Raw genomic sequence first — 17,804 nt, forward strand, 5'->3', positions numbered from 1 at the left:
GCCTATGTCAGTCGCACAGACCGCAAGCTCACCTTTCGACTGGCACCAGCCTCGCCGCATGAAAATCCCCTCCCCCTGCATCGACGTCTGCAAGTTCAGCAATGCCGGCCATTGCATCGGCTGCGGCATGACGAAGAAGCAGAAAAAGAAGTTCAAGCGGCTGGACGGCAAGAAGGCCAAGCGCCGGTTCATCGGATGCTTGCGCGTCCAGCAGTTCCAGATCGGCCTCAAGGTCAATTGGGAGCGCGCCTACCGCCGCCGCTGCCGCAAGAAGCGCCTGGACTGCCCCCTCGATCACCCCGCATTGGCCAGCGCGCCGGCGCCTGCCGAGAGCTGAGCAACGGTCTCAGCAAACTCCGAACACGGCCAGCAACACGCCGAAACAACGGAAACACTGCGAAACCAATCGCCCGTTTTCGAGCATATCGCCGCCGCACTAGAGTTCGGCTGCGCGCCCAATAAGGCTTGTCTCGCTTTCGCTACGAACCGACGGGAAACATGCATAGACGCTCCTCGCATCGCGCCATGTCTGCGCTGATCAAGCACGGCATGGCACTGCCCCTCCTCGCGTCATTGCTCGGATGCGCACCCATCGGCGGCCCCATGGGAGGTAACCCCGGTCCCGGACAGAATGTGAGCGAAGCCGATCGCATGTTCGTCATGGCCGCGAACACGTGGGACCGCAACCACGACGGCCAGGTCACCTGCGGCGAGTGGCAGGCTTATGTGATCGAACTCGTAGCCACCGTGGACAAATCGAAGGACGGCGCGCTGAGCGAGGAGGAGTTTGCAAAGCTCGTACAAACGGACCGCCTGTTTGCCACCGCCGGATTCAAATATTGGGACACCAACAAGGATGGCAAAGTCACCCGTCCCGAAATGCTCGAGCACACCAACCCGGCATTCACCTTGCTGGATCGCGATACCGACTGCGTTCTGACATCGACGGAACTTTCCGCTGCCCGCTCGATACAGAGCTCGCCTGAAGGCGGAGGCGGACCGCCGGGCGGCGGTGGCCCCGGACGCGGCGGCCCTGGTGGCGGATCCGGGAGTTCTCCAGACATGGGCGGAGGCTCCAGCAGCTCCTGGCCGAACTGACCCCCGCTCGCTTAACCGCGGCGCGCGGCGACGATCTTCGCTACGTCGATCTTGCGCATATCCATCATCGCCGCGAATGCGCGCTTCGCCTCATCGCCACCGATGGCGAGTGCCTCGGTCAGCACCCGCGGCGTGATCTGCCAGTTGACGCCCCACTTGTCCTTGCACCAGCCGCAGGCGCTCTCCTGCCCGCCGTTTCCGACGATCGCGTTCCAGTAGCGGTCCGTCTCTTCCTGGTCGTCGGTCGCGATCTGAAATGAGAAGGCTTCCGACTGCTTGAACGCCGGTCCGCCGTTGAGCCCGACGCACGCAATCCCCGCGACGGTGAATTGGACGACGAGCACATCGCCTTCCTGGCCCGACGGATAGTCGCCCGGGGCGCGCAGCACCGCATCCACCGCGCTGTCGGGAAAGGTTTGCGCATAGAAGTGTGCGGCAGCCTCCGCATCCTTGTCATACCAAATGCAGACGGTGTTCTTGGGCGTCGCGCGTTCCTGCACCATCGGTCGGCCTCCCAATTGCGATTTCATGCTTCCCACCCCATGAAAGCATCGAATGCCCCGAGCAGTTCCGCCGCGAGGCGCAGCCTCACGCATGGGCACGCTCGCACGTTTCCTCAACGTGCGCAGATCGGCGTCGGCTGCGGAGGTGGCGCGGGGTGGGCTTTCTCATACCGCGCAACGATTGGCTCCAGCCGCTCTTTCGCCCAGAACCTCGGGGTACCTATCGCCGCCAGACACGACGCATTCCAATATGCCCCGCTGGCCGACAAAGCCGACCCCGTCTTCACAGCCTTCGCGACCGCTTCGATGTCGCGCGATTCCGGATAGATGTAGAGCGTCGCCGGCTTCTCCTTCAGCATCCCGACAATCCGCGAAGCATCCGCCGGCGACCAGCTCGTGCAGCCGCTGCTCCGCCCGTCGGAATAGTTCTCGATCGTACCCAGCGGCACGAAGCCTTTGGTGTCCGCGTAGGGGCTGTCCGGCTTTTTGCTCAGGCACGCCTTTCGCAGCAGCACGGCCGCGTGTCCACCGATCTCGCGCTTTCGTGCATTGGCCGTCTCGCCTTCTCCATCGAACTGCACGAACGAGCGCATCAGCGGCGCCTGCTGTCCGCCGGGCCGGCGGTAATAGCCCTTGAATGACGTGGTCTGCTCGCTCGTCACATAAGCGCCGCCCGCCGTCAGGCTGGAACTCATGGCATTGCCGAAATTGCGCGCGCAGACCTTGCCGTTGGAAAAGTCCACAATGCCCAGCAGACGACGCCCGCCACCGTGGCCCGCGGAAATCGCCTCGAACGACCGCTTTGCTTCGCAGATGATATAGAACCGCCGCCCCAGTTGCCCGTTGCTCAACTTGCTCGGGCGCGTCGCGTCCATGGCGAAGTAGCAGGGGTTGCTCGCCGTCCCCGCACGCGTCTTCCGCAGATAGAGCGCGCGCGCACGCTCCAGCACCACGGGAGCGATCTGCCCGTCATTGTAGCCAACGTGGGCACGCAACCAAGCGGGTACACCTGTCAGCGGGTCGGCCGCAAAACAACTACCCGACCAGACGAGCGCCGCGGCAGCCATGATCAGTCCGCCAGCGATGCGATCGAGATGGCGCGTTCGTGACGGCAAGAGCGAAATTCCCCTCACGAGTTTCCTCTATGAACCAATTGCGCGTGCTTTGGCCCAGTGATCCCGCGCACTTGGGCGCCTCATTATGGCATCGAAATGATGACACCCGAACCCCATACCGCCGGGTCATTGTGACACCTCGATCAGCACGCGCCGTTCATCGTCGCCCGCCACCGCGCCAGCAGCTTTGCGCGCGACCCCGGATACCGTTGTGCGGAAATTTCCGCGCGGCGCACGCGGTCGGTGCGGAAGTGGCGAAAATCATCACGCATTTCGCACCACGCGATGACGATCCGCGACATCTCGAAATATCCCAGCGCCAACGGCCAGATGACACGCGTCGTCGCCCTGCCCTTCTCGTCGCTGTAGGCAATCTCGACCTTGCGACAATTGCGGATGGCAGCGCGCAGCGAAGCCACATCGATCGTCTCGTCCGGCAATTCCAGAGGCCACCGCGGCGCATCGACAGCCGGCTCGAACAGCACCGGCTTCAAGTGCACCGGCAGCATCTGGCCGATCTTGGCAACGACATCGGCCGCCGCCCGCGCCAGCGAGGCATCGCCTCGCGCTTCCACCCAGCGCAGCCCGACGAGCATCGCTTCGATCTCGTCGGCGTTGAACATGAGTGGTGGCAGATCGTAGCCGTCGCCGAGAACGTAGCCGATGCCGGCTTCGCCGCGGATTGGCACACCCTCGTCAATCAGTCCGGCGATGTCGCGATAGACGGTGCGCTGACACACCTCCAGCTCGTCCGCGATGACGCTCGCCGTCACCGGCCTGCGGTGACGTCGCAATATCTGCAGCAATCGAAGGAGTCGGTCTGCGCGCGCCATGGATGACTACTGCCAGAACACTACTGACCATTGTTGTCAGTAGCATGTCAGTACGGTCTGCGGCAGCAAAACTCAAACAGGTGCCCGATGATCACATTGTATGCCTTTGGCCCCAATTTCGGACTGCCTGACTCCAGCCCCTTCGTCACCAAGGCCGACGTGCTGCTGAAAATGTCAGGCCTGCCCTACCGCGTCGACACCACCGGTTTCCGCAAGGCGCCCAAGGGCAAGCTCCCCTACATCGAGGATGATGGCCTCATCGTCGCCGACTCGACCTTCATCCGGCTCCATCTGCAGCGCCGCTATGCAACGGATTTCGACGTCGGCCTCACCCCCGCGCAGCGCGCCACCGCCTGGGCGTTCGAGAAAATGTGCGAAGAGCACCTCTACTTCGCGCTGGTGCACGCCCGCTGGATGATCGACGAGAATTTCGACATCGGCCCGCGCCATTTCTTCGACACCGCGCCCGCTCCCCTGCGGCCGCTCATCTGTGCCCTGGTCCGCCGCGAGGTTCGCCGCAACCTGAAGGGCCATGGCATCGGCCGGCACACCGAAGACGAGATCTGCCAGCTCGCCGTCCGCGACCTCGGGGCCATCGCCGACTTCCTCGGCGACAAGCCCTATCTGATGGGCCCGCGGCCGTGCGGCGCCGACGCGACCATTTTTGCCTTCGTTGCCGCCGCTCTGGCCCCCTGCTTCAAGACCCCGATCCGTATTGCCGCCGAGTTGCAGGACAACCTCGTCGCCTACCGCGACCGCATGATGCAGGAGTATTATCCAGCCCTGGCAGCGGGGACTGCAAAGGCCGCCTGACCGCCAGCGAGCCCGGCAAGCGCGACAGTTGCGGCGCTTTCGCCGGGCCCCGCCCGACATTATCTATGGGGGCACGTATCCACGGGCGCGCCCCCGCCCGCCCGTCCATTTTCCCTGGTTCCCGGCAATTGCTGCCCTTCTCGGCGTCGGTTAGACAAGTCTCCATGGCCAAACCCCCTAAGACGCCCGCCGCCCCGTCGTTGATGAAAACCATCCACGTCCGCGGCGCGCGCGAGCACAATCTCAAGAACGTCGACCTCGAGATCCCGCGCGACGCCCTCGTCGTGTTCACGGGCCTGTCCGGCTCGGGCAAATCCTCGCTCGCCTTCGACACCATCTATGCCGAGGGCCAGCGTCGTTACGTCGAAAGCCTCTCCGCCTACGCCCGCCAGTTCCTCGAGATGATGCAGAAGCCGGACGTCGACCACATCGACGGCCTGTCGCCCGCCATCTCCATCGAGCAGAAGACGACCTCCAAGAACCCGCGCTCCACGGTCGGCACCGTCACCGAAATCTACGACTACCTGCGCCTGCTGTTCGCGCGCGTCGGCGTGCCCTATTCGCCCGCCACCGGCCTCCCCATCGAAAGCCAGACCGTCTCGCAGATGGTCGATCGCGTGCTCGGCCTGCCCGAAGGCACGCGCATCTACCTGATGGCGCCCATCGCCCGCGGCCGCAAAGGCGAGTTCAAGAAGGAACTCGCCGAGCTGCAGAAGAAGGGCTTCCAGCGCGTCAAGGTCAACGGCACCTTCTACGAGATCGACGAGGCGCCCAAGCTCGACAAGAAGTTCAAGCACGACATCGAGGTCGTCATCGACCGCCTCGTCGTGCGCGCCGACATTGCCAAGCGCCTCGCCGACAGTTTCGAAACCGCCCTCAACCTCGTCGAGGAGCAGGTCGCCGTCGTCGAGTTCGCCGACAAGCCGCTGCCCGATTCCGAAACCAAAGGCGCCAACAAGTCGAAGAACGAGACGCACGAGCGCGTCATCTTCTCCGCCCGCTTCGCCTGCCCCGTCTCAGGCTTCACCATCGACGAGATCGAGCCGCGCCTCTTCTCGTTCAACGCCCCCGCCGGCGCCTGCCCCACCTGCGACGGCCTCGGCACCGAACTGCAGTTCGAGCCCGACCTCGTCGTGCCCAACGCCGACCTGTCGCTCGCCGACGGTGCCATCGTCCCGTGGGCCAAGACCGGCGCCTCCTCGCCCTACTACGAGCAGACGCTCGAAAGCCTCACCAAGCACTTCGACGTGTCGATGGACACGCCCTGGAACAAGCTGCCCAAGCACGTGCAGCTGGCGCTTCTCTACGGCACCGGCGAGGACGAGATCACCTTCACCTATTTCGACGGCACCCGTAACTACAAGACCGTAAAAGCCTTCGAAGGCGTCATCGGCAACATCGAGCGCCGCTGGCGCGAAACCGATTCCGACTGGGTGCGCGAAGAACTCGAGCGCTACCAGGGCTCGCACCCGTGCGAAGCCTGCGGCGGCTATCGCCTCAAGCCGCAAGCGCTCGCCGTCAAGGTCAACGGCCGCCACATCGGCGAAGTCACCGACATGTCGATCAAGGCGGCCAACCAGTGGTTCGCCGAGCTGCCCAAGACGCTCACCAAGCAGCAGAACGAAATCGCCACGCGCATCCTCAAGGAGATCCGCGAGCGCCTGCAGTTCCTCAACGACGTCGGCCTCGAATATCTGACCCTGTCGCGCTCGTCCGGCACCCTGTCGGGCGGCGAAAGCCAGCGCATCCGCCTCGCCTCGCAAATCGGCTCCGGCCTCACCGGCGTGCTCTACGTCCTCGACGAGCCGTCCATCGGCCTGCACCAGCGCGACAACGACCGCCTGCTCGGCACGCTCAAGCACCTGCGCGACATCGGCAACACCGTCATCGTCGTCGAGCACGACGAGGACGCCATCATGCAGGCCGACCACGTCGTCGACATCGGCCCCGGCGCCGGCATCCACGGCGGCGAGGTGATCGCCCAGGGCACGCCCGCCGAGATCATGGCCAACCCCAAGAGCCTCACCGGGCAATACCTCTCCGGCGAGCGCCAGGTGCCGCTGCCCAAGCAGCGCCGCCAGCCGCAGAAGGGCCGCTTCCTGCGCGTCGTCGGCGCCACCGAGAACAACCTGCAGGACGTCACCGCCGACATCCCGCTCGGCCTTCTCACCTGCGTCACCGGCGTATCGGGCTCGGGCAAATCCTCGCTCATCATCGACACGCTGTTCGCCGCCGCCGCCCGCAAGCTGAACGGCGCGCGCATCCACGCCGGCGCCCACAAGCGCATCGAGGGCCTCGAACATCTCGACAAGGTCATCGACATCGACCAGTCGCCCATCGGCCGCACGCCGCGCTCCAACCCCGCGACCTACACCGGCGCCTTCACGCCCATCCGCGACTGGTTCGCGGGCCTGCCCGAAGCCAAGGCGCGCGGCTACGGCCCTGGCCGCTTCTCCTTCAACGTCAAGGGCGGCCGCTGCGAAGCCTGCCAGGGCGACGGCGTCATCAAGATCGAGATGCACTTCCTGCCCGACGTCTACGTCACCTGCGACGTCTGCAAGGGCAAGCGCTACAACCGCGAGACGCTGGAGATCACCTACCGCGAGAAGTCCATCGCCGACGTGCTCGACATGACCGTCGAGGAAGGCGCCAAGTTCTTCTCCGCCGTGCCCTCCATTCGCGACAAGATGGAAACGCTCGCCCGCGTCGGCCTCGGCTACATCAAGATTGGCCAGCAGGCGACGACGCTGTCGGGCGGCGAAGCCCAGCGCATCAAGCTGTCGAAGGAGTTGTCACGCCGCGCCACCGGCCGCACGCTCTACATCTTGGATGAGCCGACCACGGGCCTGCACTTTCACGACGTGGCGAAGCTCTTGGAGGTGCTGCACGAGCTGGCCGACGCCGGCAACACCGTCGTCGTCATCGAGCACAATCTGGAAGTGATCAAGACCGCCGACTGGATCATCGACATGGGCCCCGAAGGCGGCGACGGCGGCGGCCGTGTCGTAGCCGAAGGCACCCCCGAAACCATCGCGGCCACGAAGGCCAGCCACACCGGGCATTACCTGAAGCCCGTCATGTCCCGCACGGCTCCGACCCCAGCCAAGAAACCCCGCAAACAAGCCGCGGAGTAAGAGTTTTCGCTGGCGGGCAACGATGCTATTTTGGCACGATGAAGCTGATCGTTGGCCGCGCAGCCGGAAGATAGCGAGGTTCGCCCATGAGCCGCATCGAGCGCATCGCGCCTTTTATCGAAGCCCTGTCAGATGACGCCTTCGAGGACTTTCTCGCGGCTGCCTCCTATGCTGCAAGCGATGACACGATCTACGCCACACTTCCCGACAGCGAGAAGGCCAAGATCGACGCCGCAATCGCCCGCCTCGATGCCGGCGCCGGCGTTCCGTATGACGAGGTGAAAGCCCGCCTCGACGCAAAGCTAAAAGCAGCCGGCAAGTGAGGATCACGTTCGATCCGCGCGCTGCGGATGATCTCGCCGCCCAAATCGAATACCTCATCGACAACCAAGCGCTGCCCGCCGCCCTTCACCTCAAGGCGCGGTGCGATGCGTTCTTCGAGAAGTTCCTCACCCGCCATCCACGTGCCGGCAAGCACATCGCTGGCAAGGACATCTGGGAAACGTGGATCCCCGGCACCCGCCTCGTCGTCTGGTACCGCTTCACCAACGCCGAGCTACAAATCATCCGCATCTGGCACGGCGCCCAAGACCGCACGCAAGAATGACCGAGACCCACTCGCGGACATGCAGCGCGCACGGCTCCCACCCCCGCCAAGAAACCCCGCAAACAAGCCGCGGACAGTAGTCCAACAGAAAACTGCGAGAACCGCAGCTCACCCGGCCAACGAGCCAAATCCGCCGCATGATCAACGACGTACAAAACTAAGCGCCTCGGCAAAGCAACTCCACGAACCCACGACGGCGACCTCCACCCTCGGCACGCAACCCATACGAACCAACCCCGAAAACTAATCGACGAAGGCATCAGCCGACCCCTCGTAGCAGTTACAGGCATCTATCCAACAGCATCCACCCCTTAATCCGTGGACTCATATTTGCGGCGTCGACACCGGTAGGTTGCGACAACCCGTTGCGACATTTTCTAGGAAACGCTAGCGTCACCCCGCCAGGGGGAAACATCCACATGCCAGTTTTCTTTTCCACGATTGCCCTTGTCATAACGATCGGCGCCCTTTTGGATCGAATCATTTCAATAGAATCAAAGAAAGCAATAGCCACCTACCTTCACAAAAAGGCAACGCACCAGTCATTTTCCGAACGACTTCACGAAACCATCACTTCAATTAAGCCTTTGATATTCGACCGCATATTTTCCGCACGCGCCTTCAGCCTCAAATTCCTGTTTAGGTCGTCCATTCTTTCGATAATCATATTCTTGTCAGTCATGGCGCTATACTCCCATGGGAGTACTGACTTTTTTGTCCGCCACAAACTTTGGACCGGTCCATTTGGCGCGGCCGCACTGGCATTATCCGTGATACTAAATCTGGCAATTGACTATCTATCGTCGGCACAAACTGGGTTTTTCCTTGGTCTTGGCTCCAACACTAAGCGCGTTGGCGAGATCGCCATTATTTACGCTGCCGATCTCCTAGTAACAACAGCCCTATTTGTCATACTCTTCGCGTTCGTATTAGCTGTGACCGCGCCAATCTCAATGTTGGACGCACATCCAACAGAACTGGCCATCCAGCTGCCGCGACAAGACAAGAAGCGCTCCATCGACGACAAAGAGTGGGAGGCACTATTTAAACCAAACTTAGGTTTATCGATTATGCCGCCCGAACTCCAATCGCAACTGACCGCCCCAAAATACGCGGGAATTGCCACGATAACAATGAAGGATGATATTCGTAGCGGCTACCAGGTCTATACGGCTATATTCGCCACTGACCCCCAGGACATAAAGGCCATTAAGAAGGCGATTGACTTCCTAGTAGCGCGATCCCGCTTGGTCTCCGGTCACACTAAGGTCAACCACAACGAAGAACTGAAGTACGCTATTAAATTCTCGTTGCGGAATGTGGAGCTGGACGTGCCGTACCTTTATGCGGCGTCATATTTGTCTGCGAATGCCATCCAGACGCAGTTCTGGGGAGTGTTTAAGGGGCACATCATATCTGCCAGTTACGATCGACTCATAAAGGACTACGACGTTTACATTAGTGGACTAAGAGCCACCAATGGCCAAATAGAAGGTGTTTGTCTCGATTCTTCTCAGCCTAGAGCTTTGCAAAAACTCGATACCAGTTGCGCCAAATGGGTGGCGCTGGCAGATCCTCTGGATGGGCTACTTTTCACCGCCGGCGCCACGGCCATAGATACGAACGTAATACCATTATCTGCCTTTTTCATATCTAGCCTTTCGATGACCGTTGCGATCTATGCCGCGATATTTATTTTCATTTTGGGTCGCGCCAGCTGGTTGCTTTGGGTGAAGCTAGGAAGCAGCAGACTCGTGAACATCGACGATTACCCCTTTTCATTTGTTTCTGTTCCAACTGCAGTCGCCCTTGGCAGCGCGCTTGCTTTTCTTTGGGTTCGTTAAGGGAGGGTCACAGCTAGCCTCCATCGTAGCATTGGGCCCAGAATGCTGCTGACGTCCTTGCGTGGATGGCCGCCTCTGCGGCCATGACGCTTGGCGCTGATCGCCACCAGCTTCCGCTCAGCGACGAACCTCCGCGCGGCCAGCCAATCATCCACGCGCCCCAGACTTCTCCTCGCCTTCCCACAACGTCATTCCCGCGCAGGCGGGAACCCACGACGCGCTTCAGCATCGGGATCGCTGAAGCAGGCATGACATAGCCTGACAAGCTTCTGGATCGGGACCTGAACCTCAAAGGGCAACCAGGGCCGATCTTTTTGAGCGGCGCGATCCCGCGCCCTCCCCGCAACTAGCGATGCCGGCTAGCGCCGCAAGCAAATGGCGGATAGCCAAGGCGCGCACGACACACGATTCCGCAACTGTGCGCGCTCACCCTGGAGCCGTCGTCTCAAAGACTAGAAGCTAACGACTCCCAACAGCATCAGCACGATGATCGCCACCACAGGCACACCCAACAACCAAAGAATAATCGGCATTTTTTTTGCTCCGCTTATTGATTTCGTCAGTACAACGACAGCGAAATCGGATTGTTCCAATGCGTAGCGGTAGACGCATGTTGGCGGCGAACACACCGAAAGACGTCGCGGCGAGGCTTTCATCGCCACCGGAAAGACGCGCGCGGCAACTTCTCCCCTCCCCGCTCCCGCATACTGCCCCATCCGCCCCGCAGAGGGGGCCGCGCCGCGGGGCTCAGCTGAACGCGGCTGATAAGCGCTCCGCCGGCAAGGCTGACTCGCGCGGTCCTCCCGCCGGGCTTCCAGTCGCCGCGCGCAGGCGATATGACAGCGCCATGCAGAACCCTGACGAACCCATCCTGATTGCGGCGCTCTATAAGTTCGCCGCCCTCCCGGACTATGCGGATGCCCGCACACCGCTCGCCGCGCTATGCTGTTCGCAGGGCGTCAAGGGCACGCTGCTGCTGGCCCCCGAAGGTATCAACGGCACCATCGCCGGCACCGACACAGCCATCGGCCGCGTGCTGGATCACATTCGGCAACTCGTCGGCACCGCCGGCCTCGAAGTGAAATTCTCTAGAGCCGCTGAGCTCCCGTTCCACCGCATGAAGGTGCGTCTGAAGCGCGAGATCGTCACCATGGGCGAGCCGGGCATCGACCCGCGCCACAGCGTCGGCCGCTATGTGTCTCCGGTCGATTGGAACGCGCTCATCAGCGAGCCGGGCACCATCCTCATCGACACCCGCAACGACTACGAAGTCGCCGTCGGCACCTTCGAAGGCGCCATCAATCCGCAGACCAAAACCTTCCGCGAGTTTCCCGCCTGGTTCCGCGCCGAGCGCGAGCGCCTCATCGCTGCCGGCACCGAGCCGAAGGTCGCCATGTTCTGCACCGGCGGCATCCGCTGCGAGAAGTCGACCGCGTTCCTCAAGGCCGAGGGCGTCGACAACGTCTATCACCTGCAGGGCGGCATCCTGCGCTACCTTGAGCAAGTCCCGCCCGACCAAAGCAAGTGGCAGGGCGAGTGCTTCGTGTTCGACGAGCGCGTCACCGTCGGCCATGGACTGGAGCGCGGCAACTACGAGCTGTGCCGCGCCTGCCGCCGTCCGCTCAGCGCCGAGGACCGCGCGTCCGAGCTGTATGAAGAGGGCGTCAGTTGCCCGGCGTGTCATGACGAGCGCACCGACGAGCAGCGCGCCCGCTACCGCGAGCGTCACCGCCAGGAAGCCCTCGCCGCAGCGCGTGGAGAGACTCACGTCGGCGCCGTACAGACGCACGCGGCCGACCGCGAGCTATAGGAGCACACGGCCGGCCGACTTTTTCCCGGGCGGCGCCCCTGGCTTAAAGTGCCTTGAAGCTCTGCTGCGCGCGCTCGTCAGCCTTGGAGAACGGCACCACAGCGTCGCCCTTGCCCTTGTCGACCATGGCCCAAAGCCGCGTGCCCGCTTCGGGCGCATTGGTCAGCGGCACCTTGAGCTGACGATGATCGCCGGCCTTCAGCTCGACAGAACCGAGGGCAGATGCATCGGACATTTTCTCGGGATTGCCTGAGAAAATAGTCAACTTGCCATCTTTCGGCAGATACGCGTAGGCGATCGACACCTCGTCGTTCTTGAGCTGCTGGTCCAGAACCGTCACAGACGGCGGATACGGCGGCACTGTCTCCTGGGCATAATTCTGAGCGCCTGCATTCGGCACGATGGCGAAAGCGGACATCAACACACCGATTGCGGGGACAATGATCTGCATAGGCTTCATGATTGTTCTCGCGTTGGGGATTTCGGACCACGGGCGGCGATTGCTCACCCTTCAAGCCCAGCAGTCTCGGCGGCCAGTTCAATCTCGCACCTCAGCGCTGAGATCGGCTCACCCTTCTGCATGTTTAGCACCTGGGTCCCCAATGAACCCGTTGCAAGGCCACAAACTTTGCGTCGAGATCAAGCTCCTTCACGTCATCGCGAGATCGCCGAAACTTGCCTCATTGTGGTACCCGTAGGCAGCAGGCATTTTCATCAATTGGGATCGCTCAATGACGGACAATTCCGACTACGGAACTCTGCTCTACGAACTCCTGAGAAGGGCCGACGACGGCGATGCCGCGCCGCTCGATACCTACCTCGCCGCTGATCGCACGCGCGCAGCATCCGCAGATCACAGACACCTGCTTATCGTGCGGCATCAGTTCGGCACATACAGCGGTGGCCTGTGGCACGCCTATTCGGCCCAACCCGACATCAACCCTTGGCCCGGCTCGCCGACGCGAACTGCACTCGTCCTGGTGCTGAGCGATGCCCGTGGCGGACGATCCTGGCACGAACTCACCATCCCCGCAGGCACGCGCATCGAGAAGATCGACATCGAGGGCAGCACGTTTCGCATTTGGACCAGCGATGGGGCGATCACCACCACAGGTGAAGAGGTCTACCGCGTTATTGCGGATTGCTCGTTCGCGCCCCCAGGCGCCTCGGAAACTGAAATGGCGCGCAGCTTCGACAAACTCGCCGGGCGGGCGCCGTTGGACGTTGTCGGGCCGGCAGAGCCAAACGCACCCTTAGGACCTGCCCTCCCGCTCATTCTCAGCGATCCCGCACTCGGAGCGTTCAAATTCTGGCCGCAACGGCCCGCACGCTACATTCAGACCCGCGAAGATGCGCCGACTTATTCGTTGCTCACCAATGCGGCGGGCAGTCCGGAAGAGGCCCTCGCCCGCGCCCGCGAGATCATTCCCGACATCGCGAAGCAGGTACTTGCCGGCGCTCACCTCGTTCACGCGCTTAAGCCCGACTTCGCCACGAGTGCAGCCCGCCTGCTTAGCGCTGAGTTTCTTGCAGACGGAAGCGTCCGCCTCTCGATCGACGACGGCATCGAAGGCTCGACGTCAGCGGACCTGGAACTCGGAACCGACGGAAAGCTGAATCTGCTTGGAACTGATGGTCCCTAGACGCGGCGCTGATTGCGACCAATTCGGGAACCAACATCAGATCATCCGGATTTATTCTCTAGAACCAACGGAGCATTACCATCCCGAGGCAGATAACAATCCGGCAGCCGCACGACGGAATGCCGCCCAACTCGGATAAAGAAATGGATACGCCGCCAAAAGTCCTCGGCCCGTCACTGCGCCAGCTATTCGCGTCTATGATCCGCCGGCCGATGGGTTGGACTATGATCGACGCGTTCGCCCGCCTCGAAGAGCGTGAGGAAGCCGCGCGCGACACCGAAACGGACAACAACAGTTCCACTAAAGAGTCAGATCGCCACAAGCGCTCCTGACGGCACACCCCCAAGTAGGTGCCCGCGACTTACTTGCCCCACACGGTGGCTTCGCTCCACCCGAGCTCCGCGAACTCCTCCGCGCGCAGTGGAGCTTCAGCAATGGAAAAGAACTCATCGAGCTGCGGCGGCTTCACCTGGGTCCCCGAAAGCATGGCATGGGCCTGCCCGCGGTGATGTATCTGATGCTGAAACAAGTGCATCAGAAGCCGATCGCAACGCTCCGTCTGCACGCGATTACCCCGGTTAACGCGCACGACGGTGTTTAGCGCTGCATCGTCGAGCTTGTCGCAAACTGCAATTAAGCGCTGGTCCATCGACCGTTGCGCCGCAGTGAGTTCCGATAGTTGCGGATACGGCACGTCGGTGTTCCAAGCAGCTGGACCTAGCCACCCGCCCTCGATCGCATCTATGTAGAACAGATCGACAATGTAGATATGGTTCAGCGTCGCCTGCAGGCTGGGAAAAAATGACGTACGCTGCGCCTCGAACTCCGCCTGCGTAAGCGCAGCGCATGCAGTCAGCAGGCGATGGTTGCACCACGCATTGTTGTAAGCGAACGCACGATACGTCTGCACCAAACTAGCGTTCATCATAGCCCATCAGCGAACATAATCTCGTTCGATCATACTCGCAGACTAGCACGGGCAACACCGCTTGCACGCTCAGTAGGGATCGGCGCGATAGTAGCGGCAGCGCGGACGATCGTAATAGCCATTGTCGTAGGGCTCGTACCTGCCATAGCGCCAGTCGTCGTTGCTGCCCCAGCGACGCAGCTGTTCACGCTCCTGGCGATCCAGCCAGCGACCCTGCCGCTCCTTGGCACGGGCGCCTTCAATGCCGGCAACCGAGTCCGCTCGTGCCGCCGGTGGCGCAAATGCAAGTGTAATTGCTGCTGCCGCAAGACCCAGTTTCAACTTCATGACCCATCTCCAACTTGCGCGTTAGATTCAACGATGGCGCTTACTGGCTAAACGTCCCGCGGCCCACTGCCGTTCCGCCCACTGCGCCCCGGAAACCCCGGCTACACCTCTTTGCTGCTAAGCTCCGATCCCCGGCCCCCCGACGCGCAAACTGTAGACAAACGCATGCCCCTTCTGACTTTCATCGCCAACAACTGGCAGCGCGCCCTGCCGGCGCTCGCCATCGCCGGCGTCGTCGCTTGGCTAATCGCTTTTCATGCCGACCCCAGCAGCGAGCGCGCGTTGTTTGCAGCCTTGCTCGTAATCTACATGGTGCACCAGACCGAGGAGCACCTGTGGCCCGGCGGGTTCCGCCAATTCACCAATGCGCGCCTGTTCAAGAGCAGCAATCCCAATTGGCCCGTGGATATCGACGGGGTGGCGCTGGTCAATATCGTCTATGTCTGGGTGCCGCTGGTGCTCGCGGTAATCTGGCCCGACGAATTGCGCTGGATCGGGCTGGGCTGGGTCGCGCTCACGCTCGTCAACGGCATCATCCACGTCGTCACGACGCTGCGTTTCCGCGTCTACAATCCAGGGCTCGTCACCTCGATTGTGCTGTTCCTGCCATTTACGCTCTATGTTCTCTATCACGGGGTTGCGATCGGCGCGATTTCGGGCGTTGAGGTTGCAGCGCTCCTCATTGCTGGCGTGCTGCTGCATATTCCGGTCGCCGCACTGTTCGCGCTGCCGTACATGCAGCGCCGCCAAGCGCACGCTTGAAATAAAATGGGCCACCCGCAATGCGGATGGCCCAGTCACTCGGTGACAACACCAAACGCGTGTTCTTAGTTCTTTTCCGCGTTGGTCGGCGGCAAGCTCTTCACCTCCGCCTCTGTCATCTTCAACGTGATGCGGTCAGGCTGCACTGCCTCCAGGTTTCCGTTGTCAAGAAGCACGCGGCTCTCACCGATGCCAAGAAACCCGCCGACGTCGACATAGACGCTGTCACCCGAGATGGCCGCCACCTCGCCTACGTTCTTGCCATCGCTCGAGTAAACGGCGCGGCCAATCCAAGCCTCCGTGGGTTTCATGCTCGAGCCGACGTCCACGTTGATATCGACCGGACCGGCAGGCGTATCGACGCGAGCCCCCGGCGTGTTGACCTTGACGTCCGCCAGCGCAGCGCCGGCCGTGCCAAGCGCGAGGGTTGCAGCAAGAATGATGCGGCTGGTCATGTCACTCCTCCAAATTGTTGCGCCGTGGAAACGCCGATCAAACGAACCCGTTCCATGCACCCCAGTGCGGCAAGCTGTGCTAGTAAGAAGCAAATCCAATCGTGCGGCGTCGGAATCCGGAAACAAACAGAGATGTCACATTTGCGTCGCCGCAACGCTCGGTCCCATTGCGGCAAAGCTGCGCTGCTGTTTTTGGCTCTGATGTGCGGCGCGTGCTCGGGTATCGGCTCGCAGAACGGTGCCACGACGCCGAATGATCCTGCCGCATTGATGCCGACAGCTGACGCTGCCGTGCGCAACACCCCCGTCGTCACGGGACGCCCGGCACGCGTCTTCGTTTTCGCCGGACTCGGCGACAAGTGCGAAACCCTCCCGGCCCCGCAAGTCACCGTCACGCATGCGCCGGCGAAGGGCGACATTTCCTTCGTGCCGGGCCAGGAGACGACGATTGCCGCGTCCGCGCAGGGCACTTGCACCGGCAAGAAGGCGAGCGGAACCGGCGTCTACTACACAGCGCGCTCCGGCCAGCAGGGAACGGATCGCTTTTCAGTGACGGCGCGCCTCGCCAGCGGCGAAACCACGACACGCAATTTCGAAGTTCACATCGCCGAATAGGTCACCAGGCCAGCGCGCATGGGGAGATCGTGCTTTCTCCACGCTTCAGCGTTAACATCGAGCAACCGCATGCGTGCGCACGACCGAAGCAAATGGCCACACCGGATCGAGCTTAAAATTTAGCAACGTTGACGGTTGCCGATGCCCGCGCGGGCGCCCTGCGTGTTATTAGACGCCCCAACCTCATTAACAGCAGCGGGTTTCATTCAGCGCATGCGAGCAATTTTGCCTCTTCGATCGACACTGATGCTTATGGCTACCCTTCTGTTCGCGACGGCACACCTGTCGCCGCCGAGCGAAGCCGCAGCACTCACGAAGGAACAGGTTGAGGCCCAGTCCGCGTATGATTCCGCGCTCGCTGAATTCAAGAAAGTGCTCGCCGAGCGCCGCGCGCAGATCGACGGCAAGAAGAAAATGCCGACACGCCCCGGACAAGCGCTCTACCTCGCTCGCGTCAAGGTGATGTCGACCTACAAAGATCTCACTGACGCCGTCCCCGAGCGCATCGGCCGGCCAAACAAGTTCAACGTGCCGCCTGCCTACTTCGATGCCGCCATCGAACCGCTGATCCAGGAGTACGCCGACCTGTTTCGCGTGCTACAGGCCCCGCCGCCCAACGCGCAGGATTCAAAGACCCCGTTCAAGGATGTCGTCGATCTTGGCACTGTCATCGCACGAGCCGAAGGTCTCGATCCGACGACCGCGCAGAAGGCCGGAGAGATTAGCCTTGGCCTGTTTTACGCCGAGACGAACGGCCGCCAGAATATCGGCAACGCCCGCTCGAAGACTTACATGGGCAGCTTGCAGACCGGCACCTCGGAGAATGCCAAGGGAGCGCGCAAGTGGGCCGCGATCAAAGCCAAGGTGCGCAAGCTGGATCCCCAACTCGCTGCGCGCGACGATGCCGAGGAGAAGCGCGCGAAGGGCATCGACCAGCGCTACAATCACTGGATCGCCGTTCGCAACGGATTGATGAACGCGCACGCCGATCTGTTCGGTCAGATCCCCGAGATCGTCAAAATGGTTCCCGACGATATCGACCAGATGAAGTTGTTCGAGCTCATCCAGATCATCCCCACACCAACACGCGCCGCCCTCGCATCCGGCGACTTCGAGAACTATCGCATCACCGATCCGAAGATTATGGGCTACCTGCGCAACAACGCCGTATTCACCTTCGGCAAGAAGGATCGCGCCAAGAAGTCAGCGACTTACCGTGAGATCCTCGACGGCATGTGGCTGTTCGACGACAAGTTCAAGCGGGCACAGAAAAAGTACGAAGAGGTCAAAGCCGGCACCGCCGGCTAGTCACAGCGC

The 17,804-nt window shown here is 61.8% G+C and carries 21 protein-coding genes; 13 read left to right on the top strand and 8 right to left on the bottom strand.

Annotated elements, in window-relative coordinates:
• The first annotated feature begins 58 nt into the window (after positions 1 to 58).
• Positions 59 to 337: a DUF1289 domain-containing protein gene (locus NDB2M4_RS10685; protein WP_072374438.1), complete on the top strand. Its 279-nt coding sequence runs from the start codon at positions 59 to 61 to the stop codon at positions 335 to 337.
• Between the two features lie 188 nt (positions 338 to 525).
• The gene (locus NDB2M4_RS19965) at positions 526 to 1,098 is read left to right on the top strand and encodes an EF-hand domain-containing protein (protein ID WP_171988079.1); all 573 of its coding nucleotides are present in this window, start codon (positions 526 to 528) and stop codon (positions 1,096 to 1,098) included.
• 11 nt (positions 1,099 to 1,109) lie between these two features.
• Here NDB2M4_RS19965 and NDB2M4_RS10695 read toward each other — a convergent pair whose 3' ends face one another.
• The 3 genes from NDB2M4_RS10695 to NDB2M4_RS10705 form a co-directional block, all read right to left on the bottom strand.
• Entirely contained in the window at positions 1,110 to 1,601 is a 492-nt protein-coding gene (locus tag NDB2M4_RS10695; RefSeq protein WP_072374443.1) for a VOC family protein, read from the bottom strand.
• Positions 1,602 to 1,714: 113 nt separating this feature from the next.
• Entirely contained in the window at positions 1,715 to 2,668 is a 954-nt protein-coding gene (locus NDB2M4_RS10700) for a hypothetical protein (RefSeq protein ID WP_072375061.1), read from the bottom strand.
• Positions 2,669 to 2,859: 191 nt separating this feature from the next.
• The gene (locus tag NDB2M4_RS10705) at positions 2,860 to 3,549 is read right to left on the bottom strand and encodes a helix-turn-helix transcriptional regulator (protein ID WP_072374445.1); all 690 of its coding nucleotides are present in this window, start codon (positions 3,547 to 3,549) and stop codon (positions 2,860 to 2,862) included.
• A gap of 87 nt (positions 3,550 to 3,636) precedes the next feature.
• Between NDB2M4_RS10705 and NDB2M4_RS10710 the strand changes: the two genes are divergently transcribed.
• The 5 genes from NDB2M4_RS10710 to NDB2M4_RS10730 all read left to right on the top strand — a co-directional run bounded on the left by NDB2M4_RS10710 (position 3,637) and on the right by NDB2M4_RS10730 (position 9,947).
• Positions 3,637 to 4,362, top strand: a complete 726-nt coding sequence (locus NDB2M4_RS10710; protein ID WP_072374448.1) for a glutathione S-transferase family protein — start codon at positions 3,637 to 3,639, stop codon at positions 4,360 to 4,362.
• A gap of 164 nt (positions 4,363 to 4,526) precedes the next feature.
• Positions 4,527 to 7,496 (top strand): excinuclease ABC subunit UvrA, encoded by a 2,970-nt coding sequence (gene uvrA, locus NDB2M4_RS10715; protein ID WP_083556155.1) that lies wholly within the window; start codon positions 4,527 to 4,529, stop codon positions 7,494 to 7,496.
• 86 nt (positions 7,497 to 7,582) lie between these two features.
• Complete coding sequence (locus NDB2M4_RS10720; RefSeq protein ID WP_072374451.1) at positions 7,583 to 7,819, top strand: hypothetical protein; 237 nt, start codon at positions 7,583 to 7,585, stop codon at positions 7,817 to 7,819.
• Positions 7,816 to 8,103, top strand: a complete 288-nt coding sequence (locus NDB2M4_RS10725; protein WP_072374454.1) for a type II toxin-antitoxin system RelE/ParE family toxin — start codon at positions 7,816 to 7,818, stop codon at positions 8,101 to 8,103. Before NDB2M4_RS10720 ends, NDB2M4_RS10725 begins: the two co-directional genes overlap by 4 nt.
• Before the next feature lie 419 nt (positions 8,104 to 8,522).
• A complete protein-coding gene (locus tag NDB2M4_RS10730) occupies positions 8,523 to 9,947 on the top strand; it encodes a hypothetical protein (RefSeq protein WP_072374456.1) in 1,425 nt (474 codons plus the stop codon).
• A gap of 452 nt (positions 9,948 to 10,399) precedes the next feature.
• Here NDB2M4_RS10730 and NDB2M4_RS19970 read toward each other — a convergent pair whose 3' ends face one another.
• Positions 10,400 to 10,663 (bottom strand): hypothetical protein, encoded by a 264-nt coding sequence (locus NDB2M4_RS19970; RefSeq protein ID WP_139247199.1) that lies wholly within the window; start codon positions 10,661 to 10,663, stop codon positions 10,400 to 10,402.
• A 131-nt stretch (positions 10,664 to 10,794) separates the two neighbouring features.
• On the opposite strand from NDB2M4_RS19970, the gene NDB2M4_RS10740 reads away from it, so the two are divergent.
• The gene (locus tag NDB2M4_RS10740; protein ID WP_072374462.1) at positions 10,795 to 11,757 is read left to right on the top strand and encodes an oxygen-dependent tRNA uridine(34) hydroxylase TrhO; all 963 of its coding nucleotides are present in this window, start codon (positions 10,795 to 10,797) and stop codon (positions 11,755 to 11,757) included.
• 43 nt (positions 11,758 to 11,800) lie between these two features.
• On the opposite strand, the gene NDB2M4_RS10745 is transcribed toward NDB2M4_RS10740, so the two are convergent.
• Positions 11,801 to 12,217, bottom strand: a complete 417-nt coding sequence (locus NDB2M4_RS10745) for a DUF7282 domain-containing protein (protein ID WP_072374465.1) — start codon at positions 12,215 to 12,217, stop codon at positions 11,801 to 11,803.
• A gap of 271 nt (positions 12,218 to 12,488) precedes the next feature.
• On the opposite strand from NDB2M4_RS10745, the gene NDB2M4_RS10750 reads away from it, so the two are divergent.
• Both NDB2M4_RS10750 and NDB2M4_RS10755 read left to right on the top strand, forming a co-directional pair.
• A complete protein-coding gene (locus tag NDB2M4_RS10750; RefSeq protein WP_072374468.1) occupies positions 12,489 to 13,400 on the top strand; it encodes a hypothetical protein in 912 nt (303 codons plus the stop codon).
• Positions 13,401 to 13,543: 143 nt separating this feature from the next.
• Positions 13,544 to 13,732 (top strand): hypothetical protein, encoded by a 189-nt coding sequence (locus tag NDB2M4_RS10755; RefSeq protein WP_072374471.1) that lies wholly within the window; start codon positions 13,544 to 13,546, stop codon positions 13,730 to 13,732.
• Between the two features lie 29 nt (positions 13,733 to 13,761).
• Here NDB2M4_RS10755 and NDB2M4_RS10760 read toward each other — a convergent pair whose 3' ends face one another.
• Together NDB2M4_RS10760 and NDB2M4_RS10765 are read right to left on the bottom strand one after the other, a co-directional pair.
• Complete coding sequence (locus tag NDB2M4_RS10760; RefSeq protein ID WP_072375067.1) at positions 13,762 to 14,325, bottom strand: DinB family protein; 564 nt, start codon at positions 14,323 to 14,325, stop codon at positions 13,762 to 13,764.
• A gap of 72 nt (positions 14,326 to 14,397) precedes the next feature.
• Positions 14,398 to 14,655 carry a hypothetical protein gene (locus NDB2M4_RS10765; protein ID WP_072374473.1) on the bottom strand — a complete coding sequence of 86 codons (258 nt, stop codon included), beginning with the start codon at positions 14,653 to 14,655 and terminating at the stop codon, positions 14,398 to 14,400.
• A gap of 165 nt (positions 14,656 to 14,820) precedes the next feature.
• On the opposite strand from NDB2M4_RS10765, the gene NDB2M4_RS10770 reads away from it, so the two are divergent.
• Entirely contained in the window at positions 14,821 to 15,417 is a 597-nt protein-coding gene (locus tag NDB2M4_RS10770) for an HXXEE domain-containing protein (RefSeq protein WP_072374476.1), read from the top strand.
• 65 nt (positions 15,418 to 15,482) lie between these two features.
• Here NDB2M4_RS10770 and NDB2M4_RS10775 read toward each other — a convergent pair whose 3' ends face one another.
• A complete protein-coding gene (locus NDB2M4_RS10775) occupies positions 15,483 to 15,872 on the bottom strand; it encodes a PRC-barrel domain-containing protein (protein WP_072374479.1) in 390 nt (129 codons plus the stop codon).
• Between the two features lie 132 nt (positions 15,873 to 16,004).
• Between NDB2M4_RS10775 and NDB2M4_RS10780 the strand changes: the two genes are divergently transcribed.
• Entirely contained in the window at positions 16,005 to 16,487 is a 483-nt protein-coding gene (locus NDB2M4_RS10780; protein ID WP_139247200.1) for a hypothetical protein, read from the top strand.
• 252 nt (positions 16,488 to 16,739) lie between these two features.
• Entirely contained in the window at positions 16,740 to 17,795 is a 1,056-nt protein-coding gene (locus NDB2M4_RS10785; protein WP_244536147.1) for a hypothetical protein, read from the top strand.
• Positions 17,796 to 17,804: the final 9 nt, after the last annotated feature.

Source organism: Hyphomicrobium sp. NDB2Meth4 (genome assembly GCF_900117445.1).
Classification (GTDB): domain Bacteria; phylum Pseudomonadota; class Alphaproteobacteria; order Rhizobiales; family Hyphomicrobiaceae; genus Hyphomicrobium_A.

Coding starts and splice junctions, on each gene's coding strand:
- NDB2M4_RS19965 (WP_171988079.1), top strand. CDS start 526: ATGTCTGCGCTGATCAAGCACGGCATGGCACTGCCCCTCCTCGCGTCA.
- NDB2M4_RS10685 (WP_072374438.1), top strand. CDS start 59: ATGAAAATCCCCTCCCCCTGCATCGACGTCTGCAAGTTCAGCAATGCC.
- uvrA (WP_083556155.1), top strand. CDS start 4,527: ATGGCCAAACCCCCTAAGACGCCCGCCGCCCCGTCGTTGATGAAAACC.
- NDB2M4_RS10720 (WP_072374451.1), top strand. CDS start 7,583: ATGAGCCGCATCGAGCGCATCGCGCCTTTTATCGAAGCCCTGTCAGAT.
- NDB2M4_RS10740 (WP_072374462.1), top strand. CDS start 10,795: ATGCAGAACCCTGACGAACCCATCCTGATTGCGGCGCTCTATAAGTTC.
- NDB2M4_RS10710 (WP_072374448.1), top strand. CDS start 3,637: ATGATCACATTGTATGCCTTTGGCCCCAATTTCGGACTGCCTGACTCC.
- NDB2M4_RS10750 (WP_072374468.1), top strand. CDS start 12,489: ATGACGGACAATTCCGACTACGGAACTCTGCTCTACGAACTCCTGAGA.
- NDB2M4_RS19970 (WP_139247199.1), bottom strand. CDS start 10,663: ATGGGGCAGTATGCGGGAGCGGGGAGGGGAGAAGTTGCCGCGCGCGTC.
- NDB2M4_RS10705 (WP_072374445.1), bottom strand. CDS start 3,549: ATGGCGCGCGCAGACCGACTCCTTCGATTGCTGCAGATATTGCGACGT.
- NDB2M4_RS10730 (WP_072374456.1), top strand. CDS start 8,523: ATGCCAGTTTTCTTTTCCACGATTGCCCTTGTCATAACGATCGGCGCC.
- NDB2M4_RS10695 (WP_072374443.1), bottom strand. CDS start 1,601: ATGGTGCAGGAACGCGCGACGCCCAAGAACACCGTCTGCATTTGGTAT.
- NDB2M4_RS10760 (WP_072375067.1), bottom strand. CDS start 14,325: ATGAACGCTAGTTTGGTGCAGACGTATCGTGCGTTCGCTTACAACAAT.
- NDB2M4_RS10765 (WP_072374473.1), bottom strand. CDS start 14,655: ATGAAGTTGAAACTGGGTCTTGCGGCAGCAGCAATTACACTTGCATTT.
- NDB2M4_RS10780 (WP_139247200.1), top strand. CDS start 16,005: ATGTCACATTTGCGTCGCCGCAACGCTCGGTCCCATTGCGGCAAAGCT.
- NDB2M4_RS10755 (WP_072374471.1), top strand. CDS start 13,544: ATGGATACGCCGCCAAAAGTCCTCGGCCCGTCACTGCGCCAGCTATTC.
- NDB2M4_RS10700 (WP_072375061.1), bottom strand. CDS start 2,668: ATGGCTGCCGCGGCGCTCGTCTGGTCGGGTAGTTGTTTTGCGGCCGAC.
- NDB2M4_RS10745 (WP_072374465.1), bottom strand. CDS start 12,217: ATGAAGCCTATGCAGATCATTGTCCCCGCAATCGGTGTGTTGATGTCC.
- NDB2M4_RS10770 (WP_072374476.1), top strand. CDS start 14,821: ATGCCCCTTCTGACTTTCATCGCCAACAACTGGCAGCGCGCCCTGCCG.
- NDB2M4_RS10775 (WP_072374479.1), bottom strand. CDS start 15,872: ATGACCAGCCGCATCATTCTTGCTGCAACCCTCGCGCTTGGCACGGCC.
- NDB2M4_RS10785 (WP_244536147.1), top strand. CDS start 16,740: ATGGCTACCCTTCTGTTCGCGACGGCACACCTGTCGCCGCCGAGCGAA.